Genomic DNA, 22,687 nt, shown 5'->3' on the forward strand with positions numbered 1-22,687 from the left:
ACCTTCTTAGTACATTATAAGTTTCACCTGACAGGAGTATGTAATGTCCAAACAGCAGATCGGCGTTGTTGGTATGGCCGTGATGGGGCGCAACCTGGCGCTGAACATCGAAAGCCGTGGCTATACCGTTTCCGTTTTCAACCGTTCCCGCGAAAAGACTGAGGAAGTCATTGCTGAAAATCCGGGCAAAAATCTGGTTCCTTTTTATAGCGTTGAGGAGTTTGTTGAATCCCTTGAAACGCCTCGTCGTATCCTGTTAATGGTGCAAGCAGGCGCGGGTACAGATGCTGCTATCAACTCCCTGAAACCGTATCTGGACAAAGGTGACATCATTATTGATGGCGGTAATACCTTCTTCCACGACACTATTCGTCGTAACCGCGAACTCTCTGCTGAAGGTTTCAACTTCATCGGTACCGGTGTGTCTGGCGGCGAAGAGGGCGCACTGAAAGGGCCGTCCATCATGCCTGGCGGCCAGAAAGAAGCGTATGAGCTGGTTGCGCCGATCCTGACTAAAATCGCTGCCGTTGCTGAAGATGGCGAGCCTTGTGTGACTTACATCGGCGCCGATGGCGCAGGTCACTACGTTAAGATGGTTCATAACGGCATCGAATACGGTGACATGCAGCTTATCGCTGAAGCTTATTCGTTGTTAAAAGGCGGTCTGAATCTGTCCAACGAAGAGCTGGCGCAGACCTTTACCGAATGGAACAAAGGTGAACTGAGCAGCTACCTGATCGACATCACTAAAGACATCTTCACTAAAAAAGATGAAGAGGGTAAATACCTGGTTGATGTGATCCTGGACGAAGCAGCCAACAAAGGCACCGGGAAATGGACCAGCCAGAGTTCTCTGGATCTTGGCGAGCCGCTGTCGTTGATCACCGAATCCGTGTTCGCGCGTTACATTTCGTCTCTGAAAGAGCAGCGTGTTGCAGCATCGAAAGTGCTCTCTGGACCGCAGGCTAAACCGGCTGGCGATAAAGCAGAATTTATTGAGAAAGTACGTCGTGCACTGTATCTCGGTAAAATCGTCTCTTATGCTCAGGGCTTCTCTCAGCTGCGCGCGGCTTCCGAAGAGTACAACTGGGATCTGAACTACGGTGAAATCGCGAAGATTTTCCGTGCAGGTTGCATTATTCGCGCCCAGTTCCTGCAGAAGATCACCGATGCTTACGCCGAAACTCCGGCCATCGCCAACCTGCTGCTGGCACCTTACTTCAAACAAATCGCCGATGATTATCAGCAGGCTTTGCGTGACGTGGTTGCCTATGCCGTACAAAACGGCATTCCGGTGCCGACTTTCGGCGCGGCTGTGGCTTATTACGACAGCTACCGTGCTGCCGTACTGCCTGCAAACCTGATCCAGGCACAGCGTGACTACTTCGGCGCACATACCTATAAGCGCACCGATAAAGATGGCGTATTCCATACGGAATGGCTGGATTAATCTGATTTAACCTGAAAACTACTAAACGCCCGGTCTGCAACACCGGGCGTTTTTTTATGCGGAATGCACCTGTTACGGGCGTAGTCACGTTTGAAGGGGTGAGTAATTTCCTAAAAGCTTTTTTCCGGACAAAACTAGGTTCCGGTAGTCGTCTTGACAGGCGATAACGGTAAGAGGTAAAACCCCCTCAGTTAACAAATTTCAGTGGTGGTGGTATTGCCATCTCCAGACACTCAAACTTGAAGAAGTTGCTTAGCGAATGAAAATAACAATCTCCGGTACAGGTTACGTTGGTCTTTCGAATGGTATTTTGATCGCCCAACATCACGAAGTGGTCGCGCTGGATATCATCCAGGCCAAAGTCGATATGCTTAACCAGAAAATCTCTCCTATCGTTGATAAAGAGATTCAGGAATATCTGCAGACAAAACCGCTTAATTTTCGTGCAACCACCGACAAGCAGGATGCCTATCGCGATGCGGAATTTGTGATTATTGCCACGCCAACTGACTATGATCCAAAAACGAATTACTTTAATACCTCAAGCGTAGAAGCGGTGATCCGCGACGTAATGGCGATAAATCCGCAGGCAGTTATGGTCATCAAATCTACTGTTCCTGTAGGTTTCACGCAGTCGATCAAAGACCAGCTTGGTACTGATAACGTCATTTTCTCTCCGGAATTTCTCCGTGAAGGTAAAGCGCTTTATGATAATCTGCATCCGTCACGTATCGTTATCGGCGAGCGTTCAGAACGTGCGGAACGTTTCGCGTCCTTGTTGCAGGAAGGTGCTATTAAGAAGGACGTTCAGGTGCTGTTCACGGACTCTACAGAAGCCGAGGCCATTAAACTGTTCGCTAATACCTATCTGGCAATGCGCGTGGCCTATTTCAACGAACTGGACAGCTATGCCGAAAGCCTTGGTCTGGATTCCCGTCAGATCATTGATGGTGTCTGCCTCGATCCGCGTATCGGCAGCCATTACAACAATCCGTCCTTTGGCTATGGCGGTTACTGCCTGCCGAAAGATACTAAACAATTACTGGCGAACTATCAGTCCGTTCCCAACAACCTGATCTCAGCCATTGTTGATGCAAACCGTACGCGTAAAGATTTTATCGCGGATTCCATTCTTTCCCGCAAACCTAAAGTTGTGGGTGTTTATCGTTTGATTATGAAGAGTGGCTCAGATAACTTCCGCGCCTCTTCTATTCAGGGGATTATGAAGCGCATCAAAGCCAAAGGCGTGCAGGTTATTATTTATGAACCGGTGATGAAAGAAGATGAATTCTTCCATTCCCGCGTTGTACGCGATCTGGATGCATTTAAGAAAGAAGCGGATGTCATCATTTCAAACCGCATGGCGGAAGAGCTGGCGGATGTGGCGGATAAAGTTTATACCCGCGACCTGTTCGGCAGCGACTGATAAAAAAGGCCCTCATCTGCGGTAATGCCGATCAGTTAAGGATCGGTTGAACGATCCTGTGGCTGTGTAAGAATCCGTAATCTCTCAGGGATTACGGATTTTTTTATGTTACTCAGCCAGGCTCTTGATACTGTACAAAAATTCACGCCACAGGAGTTTGCTGCACTTGCAGACCTGCTTTCTCCTGAACTGATTGATCAGTGCCTGGCTGACACAGGCACCGTTACCCTGCGCAAGCATCGGCTTCCCATGGAAATGATGGTCTGGGCAGTTACCGGCATGGCCCTGTTCCGCTCTTATTCCATGAGCCAGCTGGTCTCCCATATGGACATTCTTCTGCCCGGTAACCGCCCTTTTGTTGCACCCGGTGCCGTTGTCCAGGCCCGCCAGCGACTCGGGGAAGAGGTTATTCGCCTGATGTTCGTGTAAACACAGCGTTTGTGGTTCGAAAAAACGACGTTGTCGCACTGGAACGGGCTTACGCTGATGGCGGTGGACGGTACAGTGTGGCGAACCCCTGATACCCCTGAAAATGATGCTGCCTTCGGGCGAACAGCTAACGTCTGCAAATGCTCTGAGTGGCCGCAGGTGCGTATGGTCTGCCAGATGGAAGTGACCAGCCATCTGCTGTCAGCAGCGGCTTTTGCCGGTGTCTCTGACGCAGGCGAGGCCGACCTTGCAGCGCAGCTTGTCACGCAGACCCCCGACCACTCACTGACACTGCTGGATAAAGGTTTTTATGCACTGGGCCTGCTGCATACCTGGCAGTCAGCAGGCACTGAAAGGCACTGGCTGATCCCGCTGCGTAAAGGGGCGCAGTACCGGGTGGTGAGAAAACTGGGTGCCGGACAGGAACTGGTGGAGTTACAGCTGTCCCCGCAGGCAAAAAAGAAATGGCCGGATGCGGCAGACATATTGACAGCAAGACTGGTCAGTAAAGAAGTTAACGGCAAAATCGTCCGGATACTGACATCCATGTGCGATCCGCTCAGGTACCCGAAAGCAGATATCGTTGACCTGTACAGTCACCGGTGGGAAATAGAGCATGGCTTCAGGGAGATGAAACAGCATCTGCTGAATAATGAACTGACGCTGCGAAGTAAAAAGCCGGAACTGGTACGCCAGGAGCTGTGGGGCGTGGTACTGGCATACAATCTGCTGCGTTTTATGATGGCACAGATGGCCTGCAGCCTGAAAGGCGTGGAGCCTTATCAGATGAGTTTTAAGCAGTCAGCGCTGTATCTGAAAAGCCATCTGAGCATCCTGCCCGGGGTTGCTCCAGGTAAAGTACCACGAATAATGAAAGAAATAATGGAGATGGCCCCGGCATTCGTGCTGCCGGGCAGAAGGGAAAGACACTACCCGAGGGCAGTAAAAAAGAGGCCTCAACGCTATGCGCTAAGGCCTCCTTTAAAAACTTAACTGACAAGCATTACCTCAGATGAGGGCCTTTTTTTACACTTTATAAAATGCTTTATACCAGTCAACAAAGTTCTTCACGCCCTGTTTAACCGAGGTTTGCGGACGGAAGCCGATAACATCATATAACGCTTTAGTATCTGCACTGGTTTCCAGTACGTCACCCGGCTGGATCGGCAGCATATTTTTTTGCGCTTCAATGCCCAGAGCATCTTCCAGAGCAGTGATGTAATCCATCAGTTCTACAGGAGAGCTGTTGCCGATATTATAAACGCGATACGGAGCCGAACTGGTAGCAGGTGAACCTGATTCCACTGTCCAGCTGGCGTCAGCCTGCGGAATAACATCCTGCAAACGGATGATGGCTTCGGCGATATCGTCAATATACGTGAAGTCACGCTTCATCTTACCGTAGTTATAAACGTCGATGCTTTTACCTTCCACCATCGCTTTGGTGAATTTAAACAGCGCCATATCCGGACGACCCCATGGGCCATAAACCGTAAAGAAGCGCAGGCCGGTGGTCGGTAAACCATATAAATGTGAATAGGTATGGGACATCAATTCATTGGCTTTTTTCGTCGCTGCATACAGCGAAACCGGATGATCCACAGAGTCGTCCGTAGAGAACGGCATTTTACGGTTCAGGCCGTAGACCGAACTGGATGATGCGTACAGCAGATGCTTGACCTTATTGTGACGGCAGCCTTCCAGTACGTTGACATGGCCAATCAGATTTGAGTCCGCGTAGGCGAGGGGATTATCCAGTGAGTAACGTACGCCAGCCTGGGCACCGAGATGGATCACCCGATCGAATTTCTCATCGGCAAAAAGTTGTGCCATACCTTCCCGATCGGCAAGGTCCAGTTTTTTGAACTGGAAGTTCGGTGATGACAGTCGATTCAGACGCGCCAGCTTGAGATTGACATCGTAATAATCATTAAGATTATCGATGCCCACAACCTGATGTCCTGCCTGTAACAGGCGCTCGCTAACGTGATAACCAATAAAACCGGCAGCGCCAGTCACTAAAAATTTCATACTTGTCCTTTTCACCTGCGGTGCAACATGCCCGCTATTGTATGCCGATGCCATCAGCAAGGCTACCGGTGCAGGTGACCTTTATCTGTAGTTTCAGACAGTAACAAAATTAAACGGATTCTGATTCCAGGATTTTATGGAAAGTGTACACTACACTGAATTTTTTAATCTTAGACTGGAATCTTCTTCTTAAGGTTGCTATGACGCACAACGATAATAATCTTGTCAGAGGTTATAATGACTCTGAACAAATTGATTTAATTGATATTTTTATGCAGCTGTGGCGTGGTAAGTGGGTGATCGCTGTTTTTGTCGTGCTTGCGGTCATTATAGCCGGGCTTTATGTCACCTTTGCCAAAGAAAAATGGACCTCAACAGCGGTCATCACGATGCCAGATGCTGGGCAAATCGCAGGCTATACCAATGCGATGACGCTGATTTATGGTGACACAAAGGTTGATAACCTTGAAATTCAGCAACGGGTAATTACTCGTTTTAGTGGCGCATTTTCAGCATTGGCGGAAACACTGAAGAACCAGGCTGAGCCAGAAAATTTAACCATTGATACCGCTGTCAAAGGCCAGCCTTTACCGCTGAAAGTCACTTATCAGGGCGATTCTGCTAAAAACGCGCAGCAGGTGCTGGCTAAATACATTCAGCAAGTTGATGAGGAAATTGCCGATGAGCTGGATCAGGATCTGGCGACCAATATCAAATCACGGATGAAGGAGCTTCAGGACTCCCTGGCAACCCAGGAAAAAGTGGCGCAGGAGCAAAAAGATCTGCGTATCCAGCAAATTACGCAGGCGCTAACTTTTGCTAAAGACTCTGGGGTTAAGCAACCTCAGGTCCAGCAAACTCAGGATGTCACCCAGGATACTTTATTCCTGCTGGGTAGTGATGCGCTGGAGTCCATGATCAAGAATGAAGCCACTCGCCCGCTGGTATTCTCGGCAGACTATTATCGCACCCGACAAAGTCTGTTTGATATGCAGCGTATTAAGCCAGATCCGGCGAATATGCACGCTTACCGCTACGTGATGAAACCCACCGAGCCACTTTACCGCGACAGCCCGAAACGCTCGCTGGCACTGGTGCTGGCCGCTATCTTGGGTGCGATCGCTGGTGCAGGTGTAGTACTGGCCCGCAACGCCATCCGTAACTACCAGCCTAAATACTAAAATTCAGGCACAAAAAAACCGGGCACTTAGCAGCCCGGTTTTTTTTCGTCTTATTTATGCCGCTTACGCAGATTCTCAATCACTGTCGTCATATCCAGTTCCTGATCCTGCAACAGTACCATCAGGTGATACATCAGATCGGACGCTTCATTGGTTAATTCTTCACGATCGTTAACCGTGGCGGCAAGGGCCGTTTCCACGCCTTCTTCACCGACTTTTTGCGCGATGCGCTTGGTGCCGCTGGCGTACAGCTTCGCGGTATATGAACTTTCAGGATCCGCTGTCTTACGTTCCGCCAGAAGCTGCTCAAGCTGGTACAGAAACAGCCACTGATGGCTCGCTTCGCCGAAGCAGCTTGAGGTGCCCTTATGACAGGTAGGGCCGATAGGATTGGCCAGCACCAGCAGGGTATCGTTATCACAGTCAGGGGTAATGCTGACCACGTTCAGGAAGTGTCCTGAAGTTTCACCTTTGGTCCATAAGCGCTGCTTAGTGCGTGAATAAAACGTCACTTTGCCGCTCTCCTGCGTTTTCGCCAGCGCCGCTTTATCCATATAGCCCAGCATCAGCACTTCGCCGGATACCGCATGTTGCACCACGGCGGGCAGCAGTCCGTCGGTTTTTTCCCAGTCCAGTCGGGCCAGTTGTTGCTCTGTTAACATACCCTGATCTCCACGCCCTGGGCTGCCAGGTACGCTTTTAATTCACCAATATTAATAATCTGTTTGTGGAACACCGAGGCTGCCAGCGCGCCATCCACATCGGCGTCGCGGAAGGCTTCGAGGAAATGTTCCATGGTGCCCGCGCCGCCCGAGGCAATGAGCGGTACGTGGCAGACCTCGCGGACTTTTTTCAGCTGCGCAAGATCGTAGCCGTTACGCACGCCGTCCTGGTTCATCATATTAAGGACGATTTCTCCCGCGCCGCGCTTCTGCACTTCCTGCACCCAGTCGAGGGTTTCCCACTGCGTCACGCGCGTGCGGCTTTCATCGCCGGTATACTGATTAACGTGATATTTGCCGCTGGCGTCATCAAACCAGGTATCAATACCCACCACAATACACTGCACGCCAAAGCGATCCGCCAGACGGGTGATCAGCTCCGGATCCGCCAGCGCCGGGGAGTTGATGGAAATCTTATCCGCGCCGAAGGTGAGAATGCGCGCCGCATCTTCTGCGGATTTAATCCCGCCCGCCACGCAGAAGGGGATGTCGATCACTTCCGCCACGCGCGTCACCCAGCTTTTATCCACCACGCGGCCATCGCTGGAGGCGGTAATATCGTAGAACACCAGCTCATCCGCGCCTTCCTCGGCATAGCGTTTTGCCAGCGGGACGATGTCGCCGATAATCTCATGATTACGGAACTGCACGCCCTTCACCACCTGGCCGTCACGTACGTCCAGGCAGGGTATTATCCGTTTTGCCAGCATTGGATGGCCTCCGTTACGTTAAATTTACCTTCCAGCAGCGCACGCCCGACAATCACGCCGCGCACGCCCGTGCCGCGCAGGGCGGCAATATCTTCCAGATCGCCAATGCCGCCGGATGACTGGAACGCCACCTGCGGATAACGGGCGCAGACTTCTTTATATAAAGAGACGTTCGAGCCTGCCAGCGTACCGTCACGGGAAATATCAGTGCACAGCACATGCTTAAGGCCTGACGGCAGATACATCTCCACCAGCGCTTCCAGCGACACGCCGGAATCTTCCTGCCAGCCGCTGACCGCCACCTGTTTGTTGCCCGCCTCGTCAATGCGCACATCCAGCGCCAGCACCAGCGCATCAGCGCCAAAACGGCTGAACCACTGTTTAACCAGCTGCGGGGATTTTACCGCCGTGGAGCCCACCACCACCCGCGCCACGCCAGCCTCCAGCAGCGCCGCCACGTCATCTTCGCTACGCACGCCGCCGCCCACCTGCACCGGGACGTTCACGCCCGCCACCAGCGATTTAATCAGCGGGATCTGCCTTTTCTGCGGATCCTTTGCGCCGGTTAAATCCACCAGATGCAGCACCTCTGCCCCCTGCGCGGCATACTCCTGCAAACGAGGCAGCGGATCGTTACCGTAATCGCGCTGCTGGCCGTAATCACCCTGATGCAGACGCACTACCGTGCCGTCGATCAAATCTAATGCCGGAATAATCATTACATCTCCAGGAAGTTTTTCAGCAGCTGCGCGCCTGCGGCACCGGAGCGTTCAGGGTGGAACTGCACGCCATAAAAGTTATCTTTCTGCACCGCGGCGGTAAACGCCTCGCCGTAGTGACACTGAGCGATAGTCCAGGTATTGACCGGCATCGCATAGCTGTGCACAAAGTAGAAGTAAGATCCGTCTTCAATGCCCTGGAACAGGCGATTGCCCGCTTTTGGATAAATGCGGTTCCAGCCCATATGCGGCAGCGGCAGACCGACATCTTTCATTTTCGGCACGTCCTGCTCAATGATGCCCAGCAGATCGACGCCGTTATTCTCCTCGCTGCGGCTGCCAAGCAGCTGCATGCCCAGACAGATCCCCAGCACCGGCTGGGTACAGGCTTTGATCAAATCGCTCAGCTCGCGTTCGTGGATCTGATCCATCGCTGCCTGGGCGGTGCCCACGCCTGGCAGAAACAGTTTGTCGGCGCGCAGAACCACATCCGGATCGCGGCTCACCAGCGGCGTATAACCGTGGCGCATCACTGCGGATTTCACCGAATTCAGGTTGGCGCAGCCGGTATCAAGGATCACCACGTTCATCACAGCACCCCTTTAGAGGAGGGAAGGGTATCGCCTTCCACACGGATCGCCTGGCGCAGCGTGCGGCCAAAGGCTTTGAACAGGCTCTCCACGCGGTGGTGATCGTTCTTGCCTTTGGTTTTCAGGTGCAGCGTCACCGCCATGGTATAGGAGAGGGAGCGGAAGAAGTGCTCGACCATCTCAGTGCTCAGATCGCCCACGCGCTGATAGGTAAAGTCCGCGCGGTATTCGAGGTGCGGGCGGCCGGAAATATCCAGCGCGCAGCGCGCCAGGCATTCGTCCATCGGCAGCACAAAGCCGAAACGGTTGATGCCGCGCTTGTCCCCCAGCGCCAGCTTCAGCGCTTCGCCCAGCGCGAGGCCGGTATCTTCCACCGTGTGGTGATCGTCAATATAGAGATCGCCTTTCACGGCGATTTCCATGCGGAAGCCGCCATGGGTGGCGATCTGATCCAGCATGTGGTCGAAGAAGCCGACGCCGGTATTAATCTTGCTGCTGCCTTCGCGATCCAGCCACACCTTAACGTCGATCTGCGTCTCTTTGGTATTGCGTTCAATGTGCGCGTAGCGATCGCGGCGGGTCAGCTGCTCGCCGATCATCGTCCAGTTCAGCGTCTCGCGGTTATAGCGCAGGCCGGTGATGCCCATATTGTCGGCAAGCGTGATGTCGGTAGCACGGTCGCCGATAACATAGCTGTTGGCTTTATCCAGCGCCTGTTCCGCCAGATAGTGTTCCACAAGGCGGGTTTTCGGTTTACGGCAGTCGCACTCGTCCGCCGGCAGGTGCGGGCAAATCAGCACCTCGTCAAAGACCACGCCCTGAGAGGTAAAAATCTGCATCATCAGATTGTGCGGGCCGTCGAAATCAGCCTGCGGGAAGCTTGACGTGCCCAGTCCGTCCTGATTGGTGATCATCACCAGTTTGAAACCGGCTTTTTGTAAGGCTAGCAAAACCGGAATGGCATCCGGCTCGAAGGCCAGCTTGTCAAAACGATCGACCTGAAAGTCGCTCGGCGGCTCGCTAATCAGCGTGCCATCACGGTCAATAAAGAGGTACTTCTGGCTCATACTTGCTCCGCACGTAAGGCGTCAATGACGCGCTGGCTTTCTTCCCGGGTGCCGATAGTGATGCGCAGGCAGCCGCTTAAAGTGGGTTGTTTATTTTGATCGCGTAAGATAATGCCCTGATCCCAGAGCGATTTAAATACCGCGCTGGAGGCGGTGAGGCGCACCAGAATATAGTTGGTTTCCGAATCAAAAACCTGCTCGACGCAGGGAATATCGCGCAGATTCGCCACCAGATACTGACGTTCCGCCAGGATCTGCGCCACGCGCTCGCGCATTGCGGCAATACCCTGCGGGGTCAGCGCCTGCGCGGCGATGTCCGCCACCGGCGTGGAAAGCGGGTAGGGGGCGATCACCTTCATCAGCAGGCTGATGACTTCTTCATTGGCGAGCGTAAAGCCACAGCGCAGACCCGCCAGCGCGAAGGCTTTCGACAGGGTACGCAGCACTACCAGATGCGGATACTCCGCCAGCCAGCCGGTGAGCGTCGCCTGCGGGCAAAACTCAATATAGGCTTCATCGGCGACAACCAGCGCTTTACCGCGGGTCATCTCCAGCAGCGCCCGCAGATCCGCCGGGTTGACGATCTGCCCGGTCGGGTTGTTCGGGCTGCACACGTATACCAGCTTAACGCCGTCGAGCTTTTCAGCAATGGCGGGCACGTTAAGCTGCCAGTCGTCCAGCGCCTGCACGGTACGCGTTTCCACCCCAAAGGTTTCGGCGCTGACGCTGTACATGCCGTAGGTTGGGGGGCAGAACAGCACCGCATCCTTGCCCGGCTCGCAAAAGGCGCGGATCAACAGTTCGATACCTTCATCAGCGCCCCGACTCACCAGCACCTGCTCCGGTTTCAACCCGGCGTAAGTGGCATAGCCGTCAATCACCGCTTTCGGCTGACACTCCGGGTAACGGTTCAGCGTCTGCTGTGTAAATTGAAACGCTACCGGCGTCGGGAATTCATTGGCATTCAGCCAGACATCGCCCTTACCGCCCAGACGGCGCGCAGACTGATAAGGCGTCAGGTTGCGCACATTTTCGCGTGCGAGTTCGGTGATGCTCATGCTTGCTCCTTAAGGGCGTTAACGCGCAGCGTCACGGCATTTTTGTGCGCGTGCAGGCGTTCGGCGGCGGCGAGGGTTTCAATGGTGGAGGCGAGGGCGGCGAACCCGTCGCGGGACAACTCCTGCACGGTCATGCGTTTCTGGAAATCCGCCAGCCCGAGGCTGGAGCAGGTGGCGGTATAACCGTAGGTCGGCAGCACGTGATTGGTGCCGGAGGCGTAATCCCCCGCCGATTCCGGTGACCAGTCACCCAGAAATACCGAACCGGCGCTAGTGATGTCGTCAACCAGCGCACGCGCTTCGCGGGTCTGGATGATCAGGTGCTCCGGACCGTAGGCATTGGAGATGGCCACGCACTGCGCCAGGTCCCGCGCCACAATCAGACGGCTGGCCGCCAGCGCCTGGCGGGCGGTATCAGCACGGGGTAAATCCGCCAGCTGACGTTCAACGGCCTGCGCCACCGCTTCTGCCATGGCGTTGTCCGGCGTCAGCAGAATAACCTGCGAGTCCGGGCCGTGTTCGGCCTGGGAAAGCAGATCGGAGGCCACGAAATCCGGCGTCGCGCCGCTGTCGGCGATCACCAGCACTTCAGAAGGCCCGGCAGGCATATCAATGGCCGCGCCATCAAGACGCTGGCTGACCTGACGCTTGGCTTCGGTCACATACGCGTTGCCGGGGCCGAAAATTTTATCAACTTGCGGGATGGAATCGGTGCCGAAAGCCATGGCCGCAATCGCCTGCGCGCCGCCCACTTTATAGACGTCCTGCACACCGCACAGCTTCGCGGCATAAAGAATTTCATCGGCAATCGGCGGCGGTGAGCAGAGCACCACTTTCCGGCAACCGGCGATGCGCGCCGGTGTCGCCAGCATCAATACTGTCGAGAACAGCGGAGCGGAGCCGCCGGGAATATACAGGCCGACCGAATCGATCGGACGGGTCACCTGCTGGCAGCGCACGCCCGGCAGGGTTTCGACATCCACGGTTTGCAGCTGCTGCGCCATGTGGAAGGTGTCGATATTTTTGACCGCCACGGCCATCGCCTGCTTCAGCGTCTCTCCCAGTCGGGCGCTGGCGTCGTCAATTTCCTGCGCGGTGACTTTCAGCGCGCCAACCTCGGTTTTATCAAACTTCGCGCTGTACTCACGCAGCGCATCGTCACCCCGGGCTTTCACGTTATCCAGGATCTCAGCGACCGTGCGGCTGATGCTTTCCGAGGCGGAGATCGCCGGGCGCTGCAACAGTTCACGTTGCTGCTCCGGGCTACAGCTGTTCCAGTCGATTACAGTATTGAAGCTCATCGCCGTCACTCCATCATCTTCTCAATCGGTAGTACCAGGATCGAACTGGCGCCCAGCGCTTTCAGTTTTTCCATGGTTTCCCAAAACAGCGTCTCGCTGCTCACCATGTGCATCGCCACGCGCTGCTGATCGCCTGCCAGCGGTAAAATGGTCGGACGTTCCGCACCTGGCAGCAGGGCGATCACTTCATCAAGACGCTCGGTTGGCGCGTGCATCATGATGTACTTGGATTCACGGGCCTGGATCACGCCCTGAATACGGGTCAGCAGTTTGTCGATCAACTGCTGTTTGGCATCGTCCATCTCACCATCACGCTGGATGAGACAGGCTTTGGAGCGGTAAATCACTTCCACTTCGCGCAGGCCGTTAGCTTCCAGGGTGGCGCCGGTGGAGACCAGGTCACAAATCGCATCGGCCAGACCGGCGCGGGGCGCCACTTCAACAGAACCATTGAGCAGACAGGATTTAAAGGAAACGCCTTTCTGATCCAGATAGCGCTTCAGCAGGTGCGGATAAGAGGTGGCGATGCGTTTACCGTTGAGCGCCGCCGGGCCGTCCCAGACCTCATCCACCGCGGTCGCCAGCGACAGACGACAGCCGCCGAAATCCAGACGACGCAGGGTGAAGTAACGCGGATCTTCGCCCTGGGCGCGGCGGGTCAGCAGCTCTTCTTCCAGCACGTTCTCGCCGATAATGCCCAGATCGACCACGCCGTCCATTACCAGGCCCGGAATGTCGTCGTCACGCACACGCAGAATATCGATCGGCATGTTTTCTGCCAGCGCGATCAGACGCTGCGTGTGCAGGTTAATTTTAATGCCGCAGCGGGCGAGCAGTTCGCGTGAATCATCACTTAAGCGCCCGGACTTCTGAATAGCTATGCGTAAACGGGTATTGTCTAACATTCGGATTATCCTCTGTTCCTGCCTGAATTTGGTTCAAAAAAAAGCCCCCGGAAGATGATCTTCCGGGGGCTTTTTCATACGTTCATGCACCACTGGAAGATCTGAATGTCTTCCAGCACACATCGCCTGAAAGACTAGTCAGGATGATGGTGATGGTGGTGGTTAAATTGAACGCGTGTCATAAATTTTCTCGATGAATGAATATTCAACTGCTTGCGATTAACCTAAACCAGTTTAGCCCTGTAAGGCAAGGGCTTTTTTCCATCATTAAATCATTTCATATTGATTCTATGAATTGTCAGTTCTCTCACCCTGGCGTAGCCTTACTGCAGATGCGTGAACGTCAGGAGAAAGGCATGAAGAAGGTGGCAATTGTCGGACTGGGCTGGCTGGGGATGCCGCTGGCATTAGCGCTGTCGGCGCGGGGCTGGCAGGTAACCGGCAGTAAAACAACTCAGGACGGCGTTGAGGCCGCGCGCATGTGCGGCATTGACAGCTATCTGCTGCAACTCACCCCGGAGCTGATGTGCGACACCGACGATCTCGACGCCCTGATGAACGTCGACGCGCTGGTTATTACACTACCTGCCCGCCGCAGCGGGCCAGGGGACGAATTCTATATGCAGGCGATGCAGGAAATTGTCGACAGCGCGCTGGCGCACCGCATCCCGCGTATTATCTTTACCAGCTCCACCTCGGTCTACGGCGACGTTGCCGGTACGGTAAAAGAGGACAGTCCTCGCCAGCCGGTGACCGCCAGCGGGCGCGTTCTCAAAGATCTGGAAGACTGGCTGCATAATCTGCCGGGCACCTCGGTGGACATCCTTCGTCTGGCGGGGCTGGTGGGGCCGGGGCGTCATCCGGGCCGCTTCTTTGCCGGTAAAACCGCGCCCAACGGTCAGCATGGCGTCAATCTCGTCCATCTGGATGATGTCGTCGCCGCAATCACCCTTTTGTTGCAGGCTCCAAAAGGCGGGCACATCTATAATATCTGTGCGCCTGCCCACCCGGCGCGATCGACATTTTATCCCGCCATGGCACGGCAGCTGGATCTGCCGGTGCCGCAGTTTCATGATGCGCCGACTGCTGACAAAGGCAAAATCGTTGACGGCAGCCGCATCACCAAAGAGCTGGGATTTGACTATCAATACCCCGATCCGCTGCTCATGCCGATGGACACGGCGACTGGCAGGGATTGACTGGTCGCACACCCTGAGGGGGCGAGCATGAAACCATTGCTGGATGTGCTGGTGATCCTGGATGCGCTGGAAAAAGAGGGCAGCTTTGCAGCAGCCTCCGCAAAGCTCTATAAAACGCCCTCTGCGCTGAGTTACACCGTGCATAAGCTGGAGAGCGATCTGAATATTCAGTTGCTCGACCGCAGCGGGCACCGGGCGAAATTCACCCGCACCGGACAGATGCTGCTGGAGAAAGGGCGCGACGTACTACACGCCGTCCGGGAACTGGAAAAGCAGGCGGTGAAGCTTCATCAGGGCTGGGAAAGCCAGCTGGTGATAGGCGTTGACGACACCTTCCCGTTTTCCTTGTTGTTACCGCTTATTGACGCCTTTTATCGGGATCATAGTGTCACCCGTCTGAAGTTTATCAATGGCGTGCTGTCAGGCTCCTGGCAGGCGCTCATTAACGGCGAGGCCGATATCATCGTCGGCGCGCTGCATGAACCTCCTCATCTCAGCGGCTTTGGCTTTACCCGACTGGGCAGCCTTGAACAGGTTTTCGCCGTTGCCCCGCATCATCCGCTGGCGAAAGCAGCAGAGCCCATACCCCGTCATGACATCAAACGCCATCGCGCCATTGTGGTGACCAGCGGTAAGCAGGCCATGCCGGACGATCATGAAGCGATCGCGGTTTTCGATTTTAAGACTAAACTTGAGTTGCTACGGGGCGGCCTCGGCTTTGGCTGGGTACCGCGCTATCTGGCGCAGCGCTTTCTCGACAGCGGCGCGCTGATTGAAAAACGCGTCACTGACGAGGTGTCTGGGGAACCCGTCTGGCTGGGCTGGAATGAGCAAACCGCAGGCCTCGCCAGCGCGTGGTGGTGCAGGGAAATAGTGGCAAATAGTGCTATTACCGGCGTTTACAATTTTGCTGATGCCCGTCACGGCGGGCAATCGTAAAAATATTCGCATGACAGGCCTTTCACAGTCTTGTCATCGCGCCCGGATTTGGGGCAAAATACGCCGCCTGCAAAAAATGAGATTAACCGACGTTAAACGCGTCGGTTATTTTTTTTGCAATAAAAACGTCATTTAATCAAAGAGGCCGGGCTTCGTACCGGATAGATACACATTTAAAAAACGACAGTCGTTGTCGCTGAGGAAAGAAAACAGATGGGGCAATTTTTTGCATTTGCGATGGCATCTGCCGTAATGGGGGTTCACCATGTCGCATAACGTTACTCCAAAAACCTCTCGCGTGGAATTGCGTAAAACCCTTACGCTGATTCCGGTTGTTATGATGGGTCTTGCCTATATGCAGCCGATGACGCTGTTCGATACGTTCGGCATTGTCTCTGGATTGACTGATGGTCACGTCGCGACGGCTTACGCCTTTGCGCTGGTGGCGATCCTGTTCACTGCGCTCAGCTACGGTAAACTGGTTCGCCGTTTCCCGTCTGCGGGCTCCGCCTATACTTACGCCCAGAAATCCATCAGCCCGGCTGTTGGCTTTATGGTGGGCTGGTCATCGCTGCTGGACTACCTGTTCATGCCGATGATCAACATCCTGCTGGCGAAAATCTATTTCGAAGCGCTGGTGCCGAGCGTGCCATCCTGGATATTCGTAGTCGCGCTGGTAGCCTTTATGACTATCTCCAATCTGCGCAGCATCAAATCAGTGGCGAACTTCAACACCCTGATCGTGATCCTGCAGATGGGGATTGTGGCGGCTATCATTGGCCTGATCGTCTATGGCGTGGCGCACGGTGAAGGCGCAGGTACGCTGACCAGCACTCGTCCGTTCTGGTCCGAAGGCGCGCACGTGGTGCCGATGATCACCGGCGCAACCATCCTGTGCTTCTCGTTCCTGGGCTTCGATGGTATCTCTTCGCTGTCTGAAGAAACGAAAGACGCCGAGCGCGTGATCCCGCGTGCCATCTTCCTGACCGCGCTGATTGGCGGCCTGGTATTTATCGTAGCCTCTTACTTCCTGCAGCTGTACTTCCCGGACATCTCGCGCTTTAAAGATCCGGACGCGTCACAGCCGGAAATCATGCTCTACGTGGCGGGTAAAACCTTCCAGTTCGGCGTGCTGATTTTCTCCACCATCACCGTACTGGCATCCGGTATGGCGGCGCATGCTGGCGTATCCCGTCTGATGTACGTGATGGGCCGTGACGGCGTGTTCCCGACCCGTTTCTTCGGTTACGTGCACCCGAAATGGCGTACTCCGGCATGGAACGTGCTGCTGGTGGGCGCGATTGCGCTGCTGGCGATTAACTTCGACCTGGTGACCGCGACGGCGCTGATTAACTTTGGTGCGCTGGTGGCCTTCACCTTCGTTAACCTGTCGGTGATCTCCCAGTTCTGGATCCGTGAAAAGCGTAACAAAACGCTGAAAGATCACTTCAACTACCTGGTGCTGCCAATGTGTGGCGCGCTGACGGTAGGCGCACTGTGGCTGAATCTGGAAGAAAGCTCCATGATCCTTGGCCTCATCTGGGGCGCTATCGGTCTGCTGTATCTGGCCTGCGTGACCAAAAGCTTCCGCAATCCGGTTCCGCAGTACGAAGATATCCCGCAGTAAAAGCAGCACCCGCTAAATGACGTATAAAAAAAACCGGAGGTTAACGCCTCCGGTTTTTTGCTTTCTGTACCGCCAGAAGAAGAGGGTGGTCAGACAATTTCCTGCACATACTGGAACAGCGCTTTCAGTAACGCCTGCTTCTCAGCGTCTCCTTCATGCTGGCTGTAGAGCATTTCCAGCTCCTGCACCCACGCCTGCAAAAATTCCTCTGTGAAGATACTCTGCCGGTGCGCATGCCAGCGCTGTTGCTCAGCCTCATCCAGCGTGCCGGGGTAGTTACGCGCCCGGTAGTTAAACAGCAGCTTTTCGATGCGTTTATCAGCAAAAGTAATATCCAGCGCCGGCAGATTACGCGGATCCGTTTCCAGCACAATCTTCATCGCGGCGCGATCGGCATCGCTGAAAAAGCCGTTATATAACTGGGTATCGACGTTTTCCGACGGCACAAAGGGCTCGGCGTCGGCAAAGATCGCCACCACTTTTTCCCGCACCTGCGGGTTTTCACGCAGCAGTTTAAGGTTGTCGAGACAGTGCTGGCGGTTAATCCCCAGTCGGTCAGCGTCGGCGGCGCGCAGCGTATTGGCCTGCGCCAGCACCGGACACTTATTCAGATGCACCAGCTTCACCGGCACGGCGGTGTCATCGCCAAGATCTTCTTTCGCGGTGTAAAGGCGCTCACGCAGCGCATCGGCTTCAAGGTTCAACAGCGGCGACATATCCCCGGCGAGATCAACCATGATCACCGCATTGCGGTTCTCAGGATGCCAGGCCAGCGGGGCCACCCAACTGGTATTGCCGCGCCACGCGCCAAACATCCCGGAGACATGCACCAGCGGCGTCATCTGCGGCACATCAATCAGCGCTGTCAGTTTATGTTTGCTGCGGTGCTCATAAAGATACTGGAACAGCTTCGGCTGCTTCGCCTTCACCAGTTGCGCCATGGCGATGGTCGCGTAAACGTCCGCCATCGCGTCATGGGCATTACTGTGCTCAATGCCGTTGGCGCGGGTCAGGTGCTCCAGGCGGAAACTCGGCAGCCCGTCATCGTTTTCCGGCCAGTTGATGCCGTCGGGACGCAGAGCATAGCAGGCGCGCATCACATCCAGCAGATCCCAGCGGGAATTGTGATTCTGCCAGCTCCAGGCATAGGGATCGTAAAAGTTGCGATAGAAAATATTGCGCGTCACTTCATCGTCGAAGCGCACATTGTTGTAGCCCACCACGCAGGTTTCCGGCACGGTAAAAAGGGCGTGGATACGCCTGGCGAAGGCGGCTTCGTTATCGCCTTTCGCCAGCGCGATCTGCGGTGTGATCCCGGTGATCAGCACCGCCTGCGGCTGGGGCAGGTAATCGTCAGCCGGCTTGCAGTAAAAGACCTCCGGCTCGCCGATAACGTTAAAATCCGCATCGGTACGCAAAGCGGCGAACTGCGCAGGGCGATCCAGCGCCGGGCTGGTGCCGAAGGTTTCGTAATCGTGAAATAAAAAAGTTGGCTGCGGAGCGGAATCAGACACCAGTGAGTTCATCCTGTTTTGAAGTGACCTGTCTATGGTAAACCATCCCGCCCGTTCTTCCGAAATAAATGCCATCCGGCTGCTGATTTTGCGAGCAGTCATCAGGCCCGCCGCCGTCGCTGTCACATTTCTTTGCAATTAAACGGAGTAACGACATAAGAAATTCCGTAAAAAGGTCAGCCATTTACCTGAATCAGAGGATCTCCCGTTGAAACGCCGTTTGTTTATTGCCGCATCATGTATTGCTGTTTGCGTGAATTCTGCGCTGGCTGCCGATTTACCCGTCACCCCTCAGCCACCGCAAATCCAGGCCGCGTCCTGGGTTTTAATGGATTACACCACCGGCCAGGTATTAACCGCGGGCAATGAACATCAACAGCGCAACCCGGCCAGCCTGACCAAGCTGATGACCGGCTACGTTGTCGATCGCGCCATTGACAGCCACCGCATCACCCCGGACGACGTGGTAACGGTCGGTCCGGACGCCTGGGCGAAAGGCAATCCGGTGTTTGACGGCTCCTCGCTGATGTTTATCAAACCGGGCGACCGCGTCACGGTGCGCGATCTCAGCCGCGGGCTGATCGTCGATTCCGGCAATGACGCCTGCGTGGCGCTGGCGGATCATGTGGCGGGCGGCCAGCCGCAGTTTGTGAAGATGATGAACGATTACGTGCAGAAGCTGCACCTGCGCGACACCCATTTTGAAACCGTGCATGGCCTCGATGCGCCGGGGCAGCACAGCTCCGCCTGGGATCTGGCGGTACTCTCCCGCGCTATTATCCACGGGGAACCGCAGTTTTATCATATGTACAGTGAGAAAAGCCTGACGTGGAACGGCATTACCCAGCAGAACCGCAATGGCCTGTTGTGGGATAAAACGCTCAATGTGGATGGGCTGAAAACCGGCCACACTTCCGGCGCAGGCTTCAACATTGTTGCCTCTGCCGTCGACGGGCAGCGCCGCCTGATTTCAGTGATCATGGGTGCCGACAGTCCGAAAGGACGCGAAGACCAGGCGCGTAAACTGCTGCACTGGGGCCAGCAGAATTTTGATACGGTGCAGGTGCTGCGCCAGGGTCAGAAGGTCGGCAGCGAGCGCATCTGGTTCGGCGATAAAAAACAGGTGGCGGTTGGCACCGGGCAGGATTTCTGGCTGGCGCTGCCCAAATCAGAAGTGCCTTACATTAAGGCAAAATACACCCTGACCAACAAAGATTTACAGGCGCCGATAGCGGCGCATCAGCAGGTGGGGGAGATCGCGCTTTACGATCGCGACAAAGTCATCGCCCACTGGCCGCTGTACACCCTGGAGAGCGTCGGTAAAGGCGGGGTATTCTCGCGCATAAACGACTGGTTCCATCATTAATCTTAAGCATTCAGCTGACTGACTGGCGAGTATGCGAGCCTGCTCGCATACTGACAAACTGGTGGGTGTAGAGTGATTTTGCATCACTTATAGTGTGTATCCATACAGTTAAATTCGTCGGAGGCAGCAATGGACTATCAAATCAAAGACGTTGATTCGCGTAAGATTGCCGGTTTTCATCTGGTGGGGCCGTGGGAAAAAACCGTAAAGCAGGGCTTCGAACAGCTGACCCTGTGGGTGAAGAGTAAGCAGCTGCAGCCCCTAGAGTGGATCGCGGCCTATTACGACAATCCCGATGAAGTACCAGCTGAAAAGCTGCGTGCCGATGTGGTGATCGCGGTGGATGAAGACTTTGTCCTGCCGGAAAACAGCGAAGGTGTGATGCTCACCGAACTGCCCGGCGGCGCTTATGCGGTAGCCCGCGCGCGCGTTGAAAACGAGGATTTCCAGCAGGCCTGGGACGGATTCTTCGACACGCTGTTAGCGGATCAGAATTACCAGATTGCACGGGGTCCGTGCTTTGAGATCTATCTTAATGTCGACAGCGGCGAAGGGCACTGGGAGATCGACATGCATATCCCCGTCGAGCCAAAAGTGCTCTGACGGCGTTTTGGCCCAGCCTTCAGAATTGATCCTGGAGGCGTTTATGGCGCGACTGGCGAGTAAATCGTCATTTTTGCCATCATTCAGGCCATAACGCGGAAATCGCCTGGTAAAAAGCCGCTACAATTGCGCCTTTGTTGTTTTAGCCGGAGAACGGGTGTGCGCCCCGACAAATCACTCAGCCCTTTTGAAATTCGTCTCTACCGTCACTATCGTATTGTCCACGGGGTGCGGATCGCGCTGGCGTTTATTCTGACGTTCTTACTGGTGCGCTTACTTCAGGTTCCCGAAGGCACATGGCCGCTGATCACGCTGGTGGTGATCATGGGGCCGATCTCTTTTCTGGGCAACGTGGTACCGCGCGCCTGGGAGCGCATCGGCGGCACTATTTTTGGCTCGGCGCTGGGGCTGGTGGCGTTAAAGCTGGAGTTGATTTCGCTGCCGGTGATGTTGCTGTGGTGCGCAGCGGCCATGTTCCTCTGCGGCTGGCTGGCGCTCGGCAAAAAGCCCTATCAGGCGCTGCTGATCGGCATCACCCTGGCGGTGGTGGTGGGTGCCCCCGCGGGGGATATGCATACGGCGCTGTGGCGCGGGGGCGATGTCATTCTCGGTTCCCTGCTGGCGATGCTTTTTACCAGTATCTGGCCGCAGCGCGCCTTTATCCACTGGCGCATTCAGATGGCGAATTATGTCACCGCCTTTAACCGCGTCTATCAGGCGGGGTTTTCACCGAACCTGGTGGAACGTCCGCGGCTGGAAAAGCACCTGCAAACCATCCTTAACGACGTGGTGAAAATGCGCGGGCTTATCACGCCCGCCAGCAAAGAGACGCGTATTCAAAAATCCATCTTTGAGGCGATCCAGACGGTGAGCCGCAATATGGTGTGCATACTGGAGCTGCAAATCAATGCCCACTGGGCCTCGCGCGCCAGCCATATGGTGATGCTGAATGCCCATAACCTGCGTGACATGCAAAACATGACGCAGCAGACTCTGCTGACCATTGCCCATGCGCTCTACGAGGGTAACCCGCAGCCGATAGTGGCGAACAGCGAAAAGCTTAACGACATCACCCGTGAACTGCGGGAGCTTATTCAGGCGCATCAGGGGGAAACCCTGGCGGAAACGCCGATGCACGGCTATGTATGGTTAAGTATGGAACTGGCGCGTCAGCTTGAACTGCTGTCGCATTTGATTTGTCGCGCACTGCGCAAATAAGCTCCACCTGTGCAGGGGATGCGTGCGTGTTGTTTCGATTCAGCATAAATTAGGGTTATGATACCCGCAGGCACAAAAGCATTGTCATTAGCAGCCGCTGAAAGTAGTGTTGAGCCGGGGTGGGTGCTTTTACGAATCCGAATCTTATATTAGCAGGGGTGTAAAAATGGAAACTACTAAGCCTTCGTTTCAGGATGTTCTGGAATTTGTTCGTCTGTTCCGTCGTAAAAACAAACTCCAGCGTGAAATCCAGGACGTTGAGAAAAAGATCCGTGATAACCAGAAACGCGTGCTGCTGCTGGATAACCTGAGCGATTACATCAAGCCGGGCATGAGCGTTGAAGCCATCCAGGGCATCATCGCCAGCATGAAAAGCGATTACGAAGATCGCGTTGATGACTACATCATCAAAAACGCCGAGATCTCCAAAGAGCGTCGCGAGATCTCCAAAAAGCTCAAGACCATGGGTGAAATGAAAACCCACGAACCTAAAGCCGAGTAATTCCTTTGCGGTGAGGGACTCTCCCTCACCGTTCTGTTCCCCCGTCGCGCATCCGTGTAAAGTGATGACAAACCTCCACTTTTACCGGCTATCTATGATCGTTCAGTTTTCCCTTTCCCTAAGGCAAAGG

Annotated in this window: 20 protein-coding genes, 2 pseudogenes and 1 other annotated feature; of the genes and pseudogenes, 11 read left to right on the forward strand and 11 right to left on the reverse strand. The window is 54.8% G+C overall.

Annotated features, from left to right (window positions below):
• Positions 1-43: 43 nt before the first annotated feature.
• From gndA to ACQUTD_RS03375, 3 genes and pseudogenes are all read left to right on the forward strand, one after another.
• A complete protein-coding gene (gndA, locus tag ACQUTD_RS03365) occupies positions 44-1,450 on the forward strand; it encodes an NADP-dependent phosphogluconate dehydrogenase (RefSeq protein ID WP_072569024.1) in 1,407 nt (468 codons plus the stop codon).
• A gap of 259 nt (positions 1,451-1,709) precedes the next feature.
• Positions 1,710-2,876 carry a UDP-glucose 6-dehydrogenase gene (gene ugd / locus ACQUTD_RS03370; RefSeq protein ID WP_473273713.1) on the forward strand — a complete coding sequence of 389 codons (1,167 nt, stop codon included), beginning with the start codon at positions 1,710-1,712 and terminating at the stop codon, positions 2,874-2,876.
• A gap of 105 nt (positions 2,877-2,981) precedes the next feature.
• Positions 2,982-4,298, forward strand: a pseudogene (locus ACQUTD_RS03375) (IS4 family transposase).
• Between the two features lie 33 nt (positions 4,299-4,331).
• Here the strand turns inward: ACQUTD_RS03375 and ACQUTD_RS03380 are convergent.
• Positions 4,332-5,336 (reverse strand): NAD-dependent epimerase/dehydratase family protein, encoded by a 1,005-nt coding sequence (locus ACQUTD_RS03380; protein ID WP_473273714.1) that lies wholly within the window; start codon positions 5,334-5,336, stop codon positions 4,332-4,334.
• 200 nt (positions 5,337-5,536) lie between these two features.
• On the opposite strand from ACQUTD_RS03380, the gene wzzB reads away from it, so the two are divergent.
• Entirely contained in the window at positions 5,537-6,517 is a 981-nt protein-coding gene (gene wzzB, locus ACQUTD_RS03385) for an LPS O-antigen chain length determinant protein WzzB (RefSeq protein WP_473273715.1), read from the forward strand.
• Positions 6,518-6,567: 50 nt separating this feature from the next.
• Here the strand turns inward: wzzB and hisIE are convergent, their stop codons facing one another.
• The 9 genes from hisIE to hisL form a co-directional block, all read right to left on the reverse strand.
• Complete coding sequence (gene hisIE / locus ACQUTD_RS03390) at positions 6,568-7,179, reverse strand: bifunctional phosphoribosyl-AMP cyclohydrolase/phosphoribosyl-ATP diphosphatase HisIE (protein WP_473273716.1); 612 nt, start codon at positions 7,177-7,179, stop codon at positions 6,568-6,570.
• Complete coding sequence (gene hisF, locus ACQUTD_RS03395) at positions 7,173-7,949, reverse strand: imidazole glycerol phosphate synthase subunit HisF (RefSeq protein WP_072569019.1); 777 nt, start codon at positions 7,947-7,949, stop codon at positions 7,173-7,175. The genes hisIE and hisF overlap by 7 nt, the downstream gene beginning before the upstream one ends.
• Positions 7,931-8,668: a 1-(5-phosphoribosyl)-5-[(5-phosphoribosylamino)methylideneamino]imidazole-4-carboxamide isomerase gene (gene hisA, locus ACQUTD_RS03400; protein ID WP_321987718.1), complete on the reverse strand. Its 738-nt coding sequence runs from the start codon at positions 8,666-8,668 to the stop codon at positions 7,931-7,933. Before hisA ends, hisF begins: the two co-directional genes overlap by 19 nt.
• On the reverse strand, positions 8,668-9,258 hold the full coding sequence (gene hisH, locus ACQUTD_RS03405; protein WP_072569017.1) for an imidazole glycerol phosphate synthase subunit HisH: 591 nt from the start codon (positions 9,256-9,258) through the stop codon (positions 8,668-8,670). The genes hisA and hisH overlap by 1 nt, the downstream gene beginning before the upstream one ends.
• Positions 9,258-10,325, reverse strand: coding sequence for a bifunctional histidinol-phosphatase/imidazoleglycerol-phosphate dehydratase HisB (gene hisB / locus ACQUTD_RS03410; RefSeq protein WP_473273717.1), 1,068 nt, complete (start codon positions 10,323-10,325; stop codon positions 9,258-9,260). The genes hisH and hisB overlap by 1 nt, the downstream gene beginning before the upstream one ends.
• Positions 10,322-11,383 carry a histidinol-phosphate transaminase gene (hisC, locus tag ACQUTD_RS03415; RefSeq protein WP_072569015.1) on the reverse strand — a complete coding sequence of 354 codons (1,062 nt, stop codon included), beginning with the start codon at positions 11,381-11,383 and terminating at the stop codon, positions 10,322-10,324. Before hisC ends, hisB begins: the two co-directional genes overlap by 4 nt.
• A complete protein-coding gene (gene hisD, locus ACQUTD_RS03420) occupies positions 11,380-12,684 on the reverse strand; it encodes a histidinol dehydrogenase (protein ID WP_473273718.1) in 1,305 nt (434 codons plus the stop codon). The genes hisC and hisD overlap by 4 nt, the downstream gene beginning before the upstream one ends.
• A gap of 5 nt (positions 12,685-12,689) precedes the next feature.
• The gene (hisG, locus tag ACQUTD_RS03425) at positions 12,690-13,589 is read right to left on the reverse strand and encodes an ATP phosphoribosyltransferase (protein ID WP_072569013.1); all 900 of its coding nucleotides are present in this window, start codon (positions 13,587-13,589) and stop codon (positions 12,690-12,692) included.
• A gap of 35 nt (positions 13,590-13,624) precedes the next feature.
• Positions 13,625-13,748 (reverse strand) — a sequence feature (His leader region).
• A complete protein-coding gene (gene hisL, locus ACQUTD_RS03430) occupies positions 13,724-13,771 on the reverse strand; it encodes a his operon leader peptide (protein WP_100396937.1) in 48 nt (15 codons plus the stop codon). Its footprint overlaps the feature before it by 25 nt.
• Positions 13,772-13,945: 174 nt before the next feature.
• Between hisL and ACQUTD_RS03435 the strand changes: the two genes are divergently transcribed.
• From ACQUTD_RS03435 to ACQUTD_RS03445, 3 genes and pseudogenes are all read left to right on the forward strand, one after another.
• Positions 13,946-14,788 (forward strand): SDR family oxidoreductase, encoded by an 843-nt coding sequence (locus tag ACQUTD_RS03435; RefSeq protein WP_072569012.1) that lies wholly within the window; start codon positions 13,946-13,948, stop codon positions 14,786-14,788.
• Between the two features lie 27 nt (positions 14,789-14,815).
• Positions 14,816-15,703, forward strand: a pseudogene (locus ACQUTD_RS03440) (LysR substrate-binding domain-containing protein); the annotation flags it as partial.
• A gap of 289 nt (positions 15,704-15,992) precedes the next feature.
• Positions 15,993-17,354 (forward strand): APC family permease, encoded by a 1,362-nt coding sequence (locus ACQUTD_RS03445; RefSeq protein ID WP_072569010.1) that lies wholly within the window; start codon positions 15,993-15,995, stop codon positions 17,352-17,354.
• An 89-nt stretch (positions 17,355-17,443) separates the two neighbouring features.
• Here ACQUTD_RS03445 and sbcB read toward each other — a convergent pair whose 3' ends face one another.
• Positions 17,444-18,880 (reverse strand): exodeoxyribonuclease I, encoded by a 1,437-nt coding sequence (sbcB, locus tag ACQUTD_RS03450; RefSeq protein ID WP_473273719.1) that lies wholly within the window; start codon positions 18,878-18,880, stop codon positions 17,444-17,446.
• 196 nt (positions 18,881-19,076) lie between these two features.
• Between sbcB and dacD the strand changes: the two genes are divergently transcribed.
• From dacD to ACQUTD_RS03470, 4 genes are all read left to right on the forward strand, one after another.
• Positions 19,077-20,234, forward strand: coding sequence for a serine-type D-Ala-D-Ala carboxypeptidase DacD (gene dacD / locus ACQUTD_RS03455; protein ID WP_473273720.1), 1,158 nt, complete (start codon positions 19,077-19,079; stop codon positions 20,232-20,234).
• A gap of 129 nt (positions 20,235-20,363) precedes the next feature.
• On the forward strand, positions 20,364-20,837 hold the full coding sequence (gene sbmC, locus ACQUTD_RS03460; RefSeq protein WP_072569008.1) for a DNA gyrase inhibitor SbmC: 474 nt from the start codon (positions 20,364-20,366) through the stop codon (positions 20,835-20,837).
• A 159-nt stretch (positions 20,838-20,996) separates the two neighbouring features.
• The gene (locus ACQUTD_RS03465) at positions 20,997-22,055 is read left to right on the forward strand and encodes an FUSC family protein (protein WP_473273721.1); all 1,059 of its coding nucleotides are present in this window, start codon (positions 20,997-20,999) and stop codon (positions 22,053-22,055) included.
• Between the two features lie 166 nt (positions 22,056-22,221).
• Positions 22,222-22,557, forward strand: a complete 336-nt coding sequence (locus ACQUTD_RS03470; RefSeq protein WP_072569006.1) for a DUF496 family protein — start codon at positions 22,222-22,224, stop codon at positions 22,555-22,557.
• Positions 22,558-22,687: the final 130 nt, after the last annotated feature.

Source organism: Enterobacter sp. K510 (genome assembly GCF_055804875.1).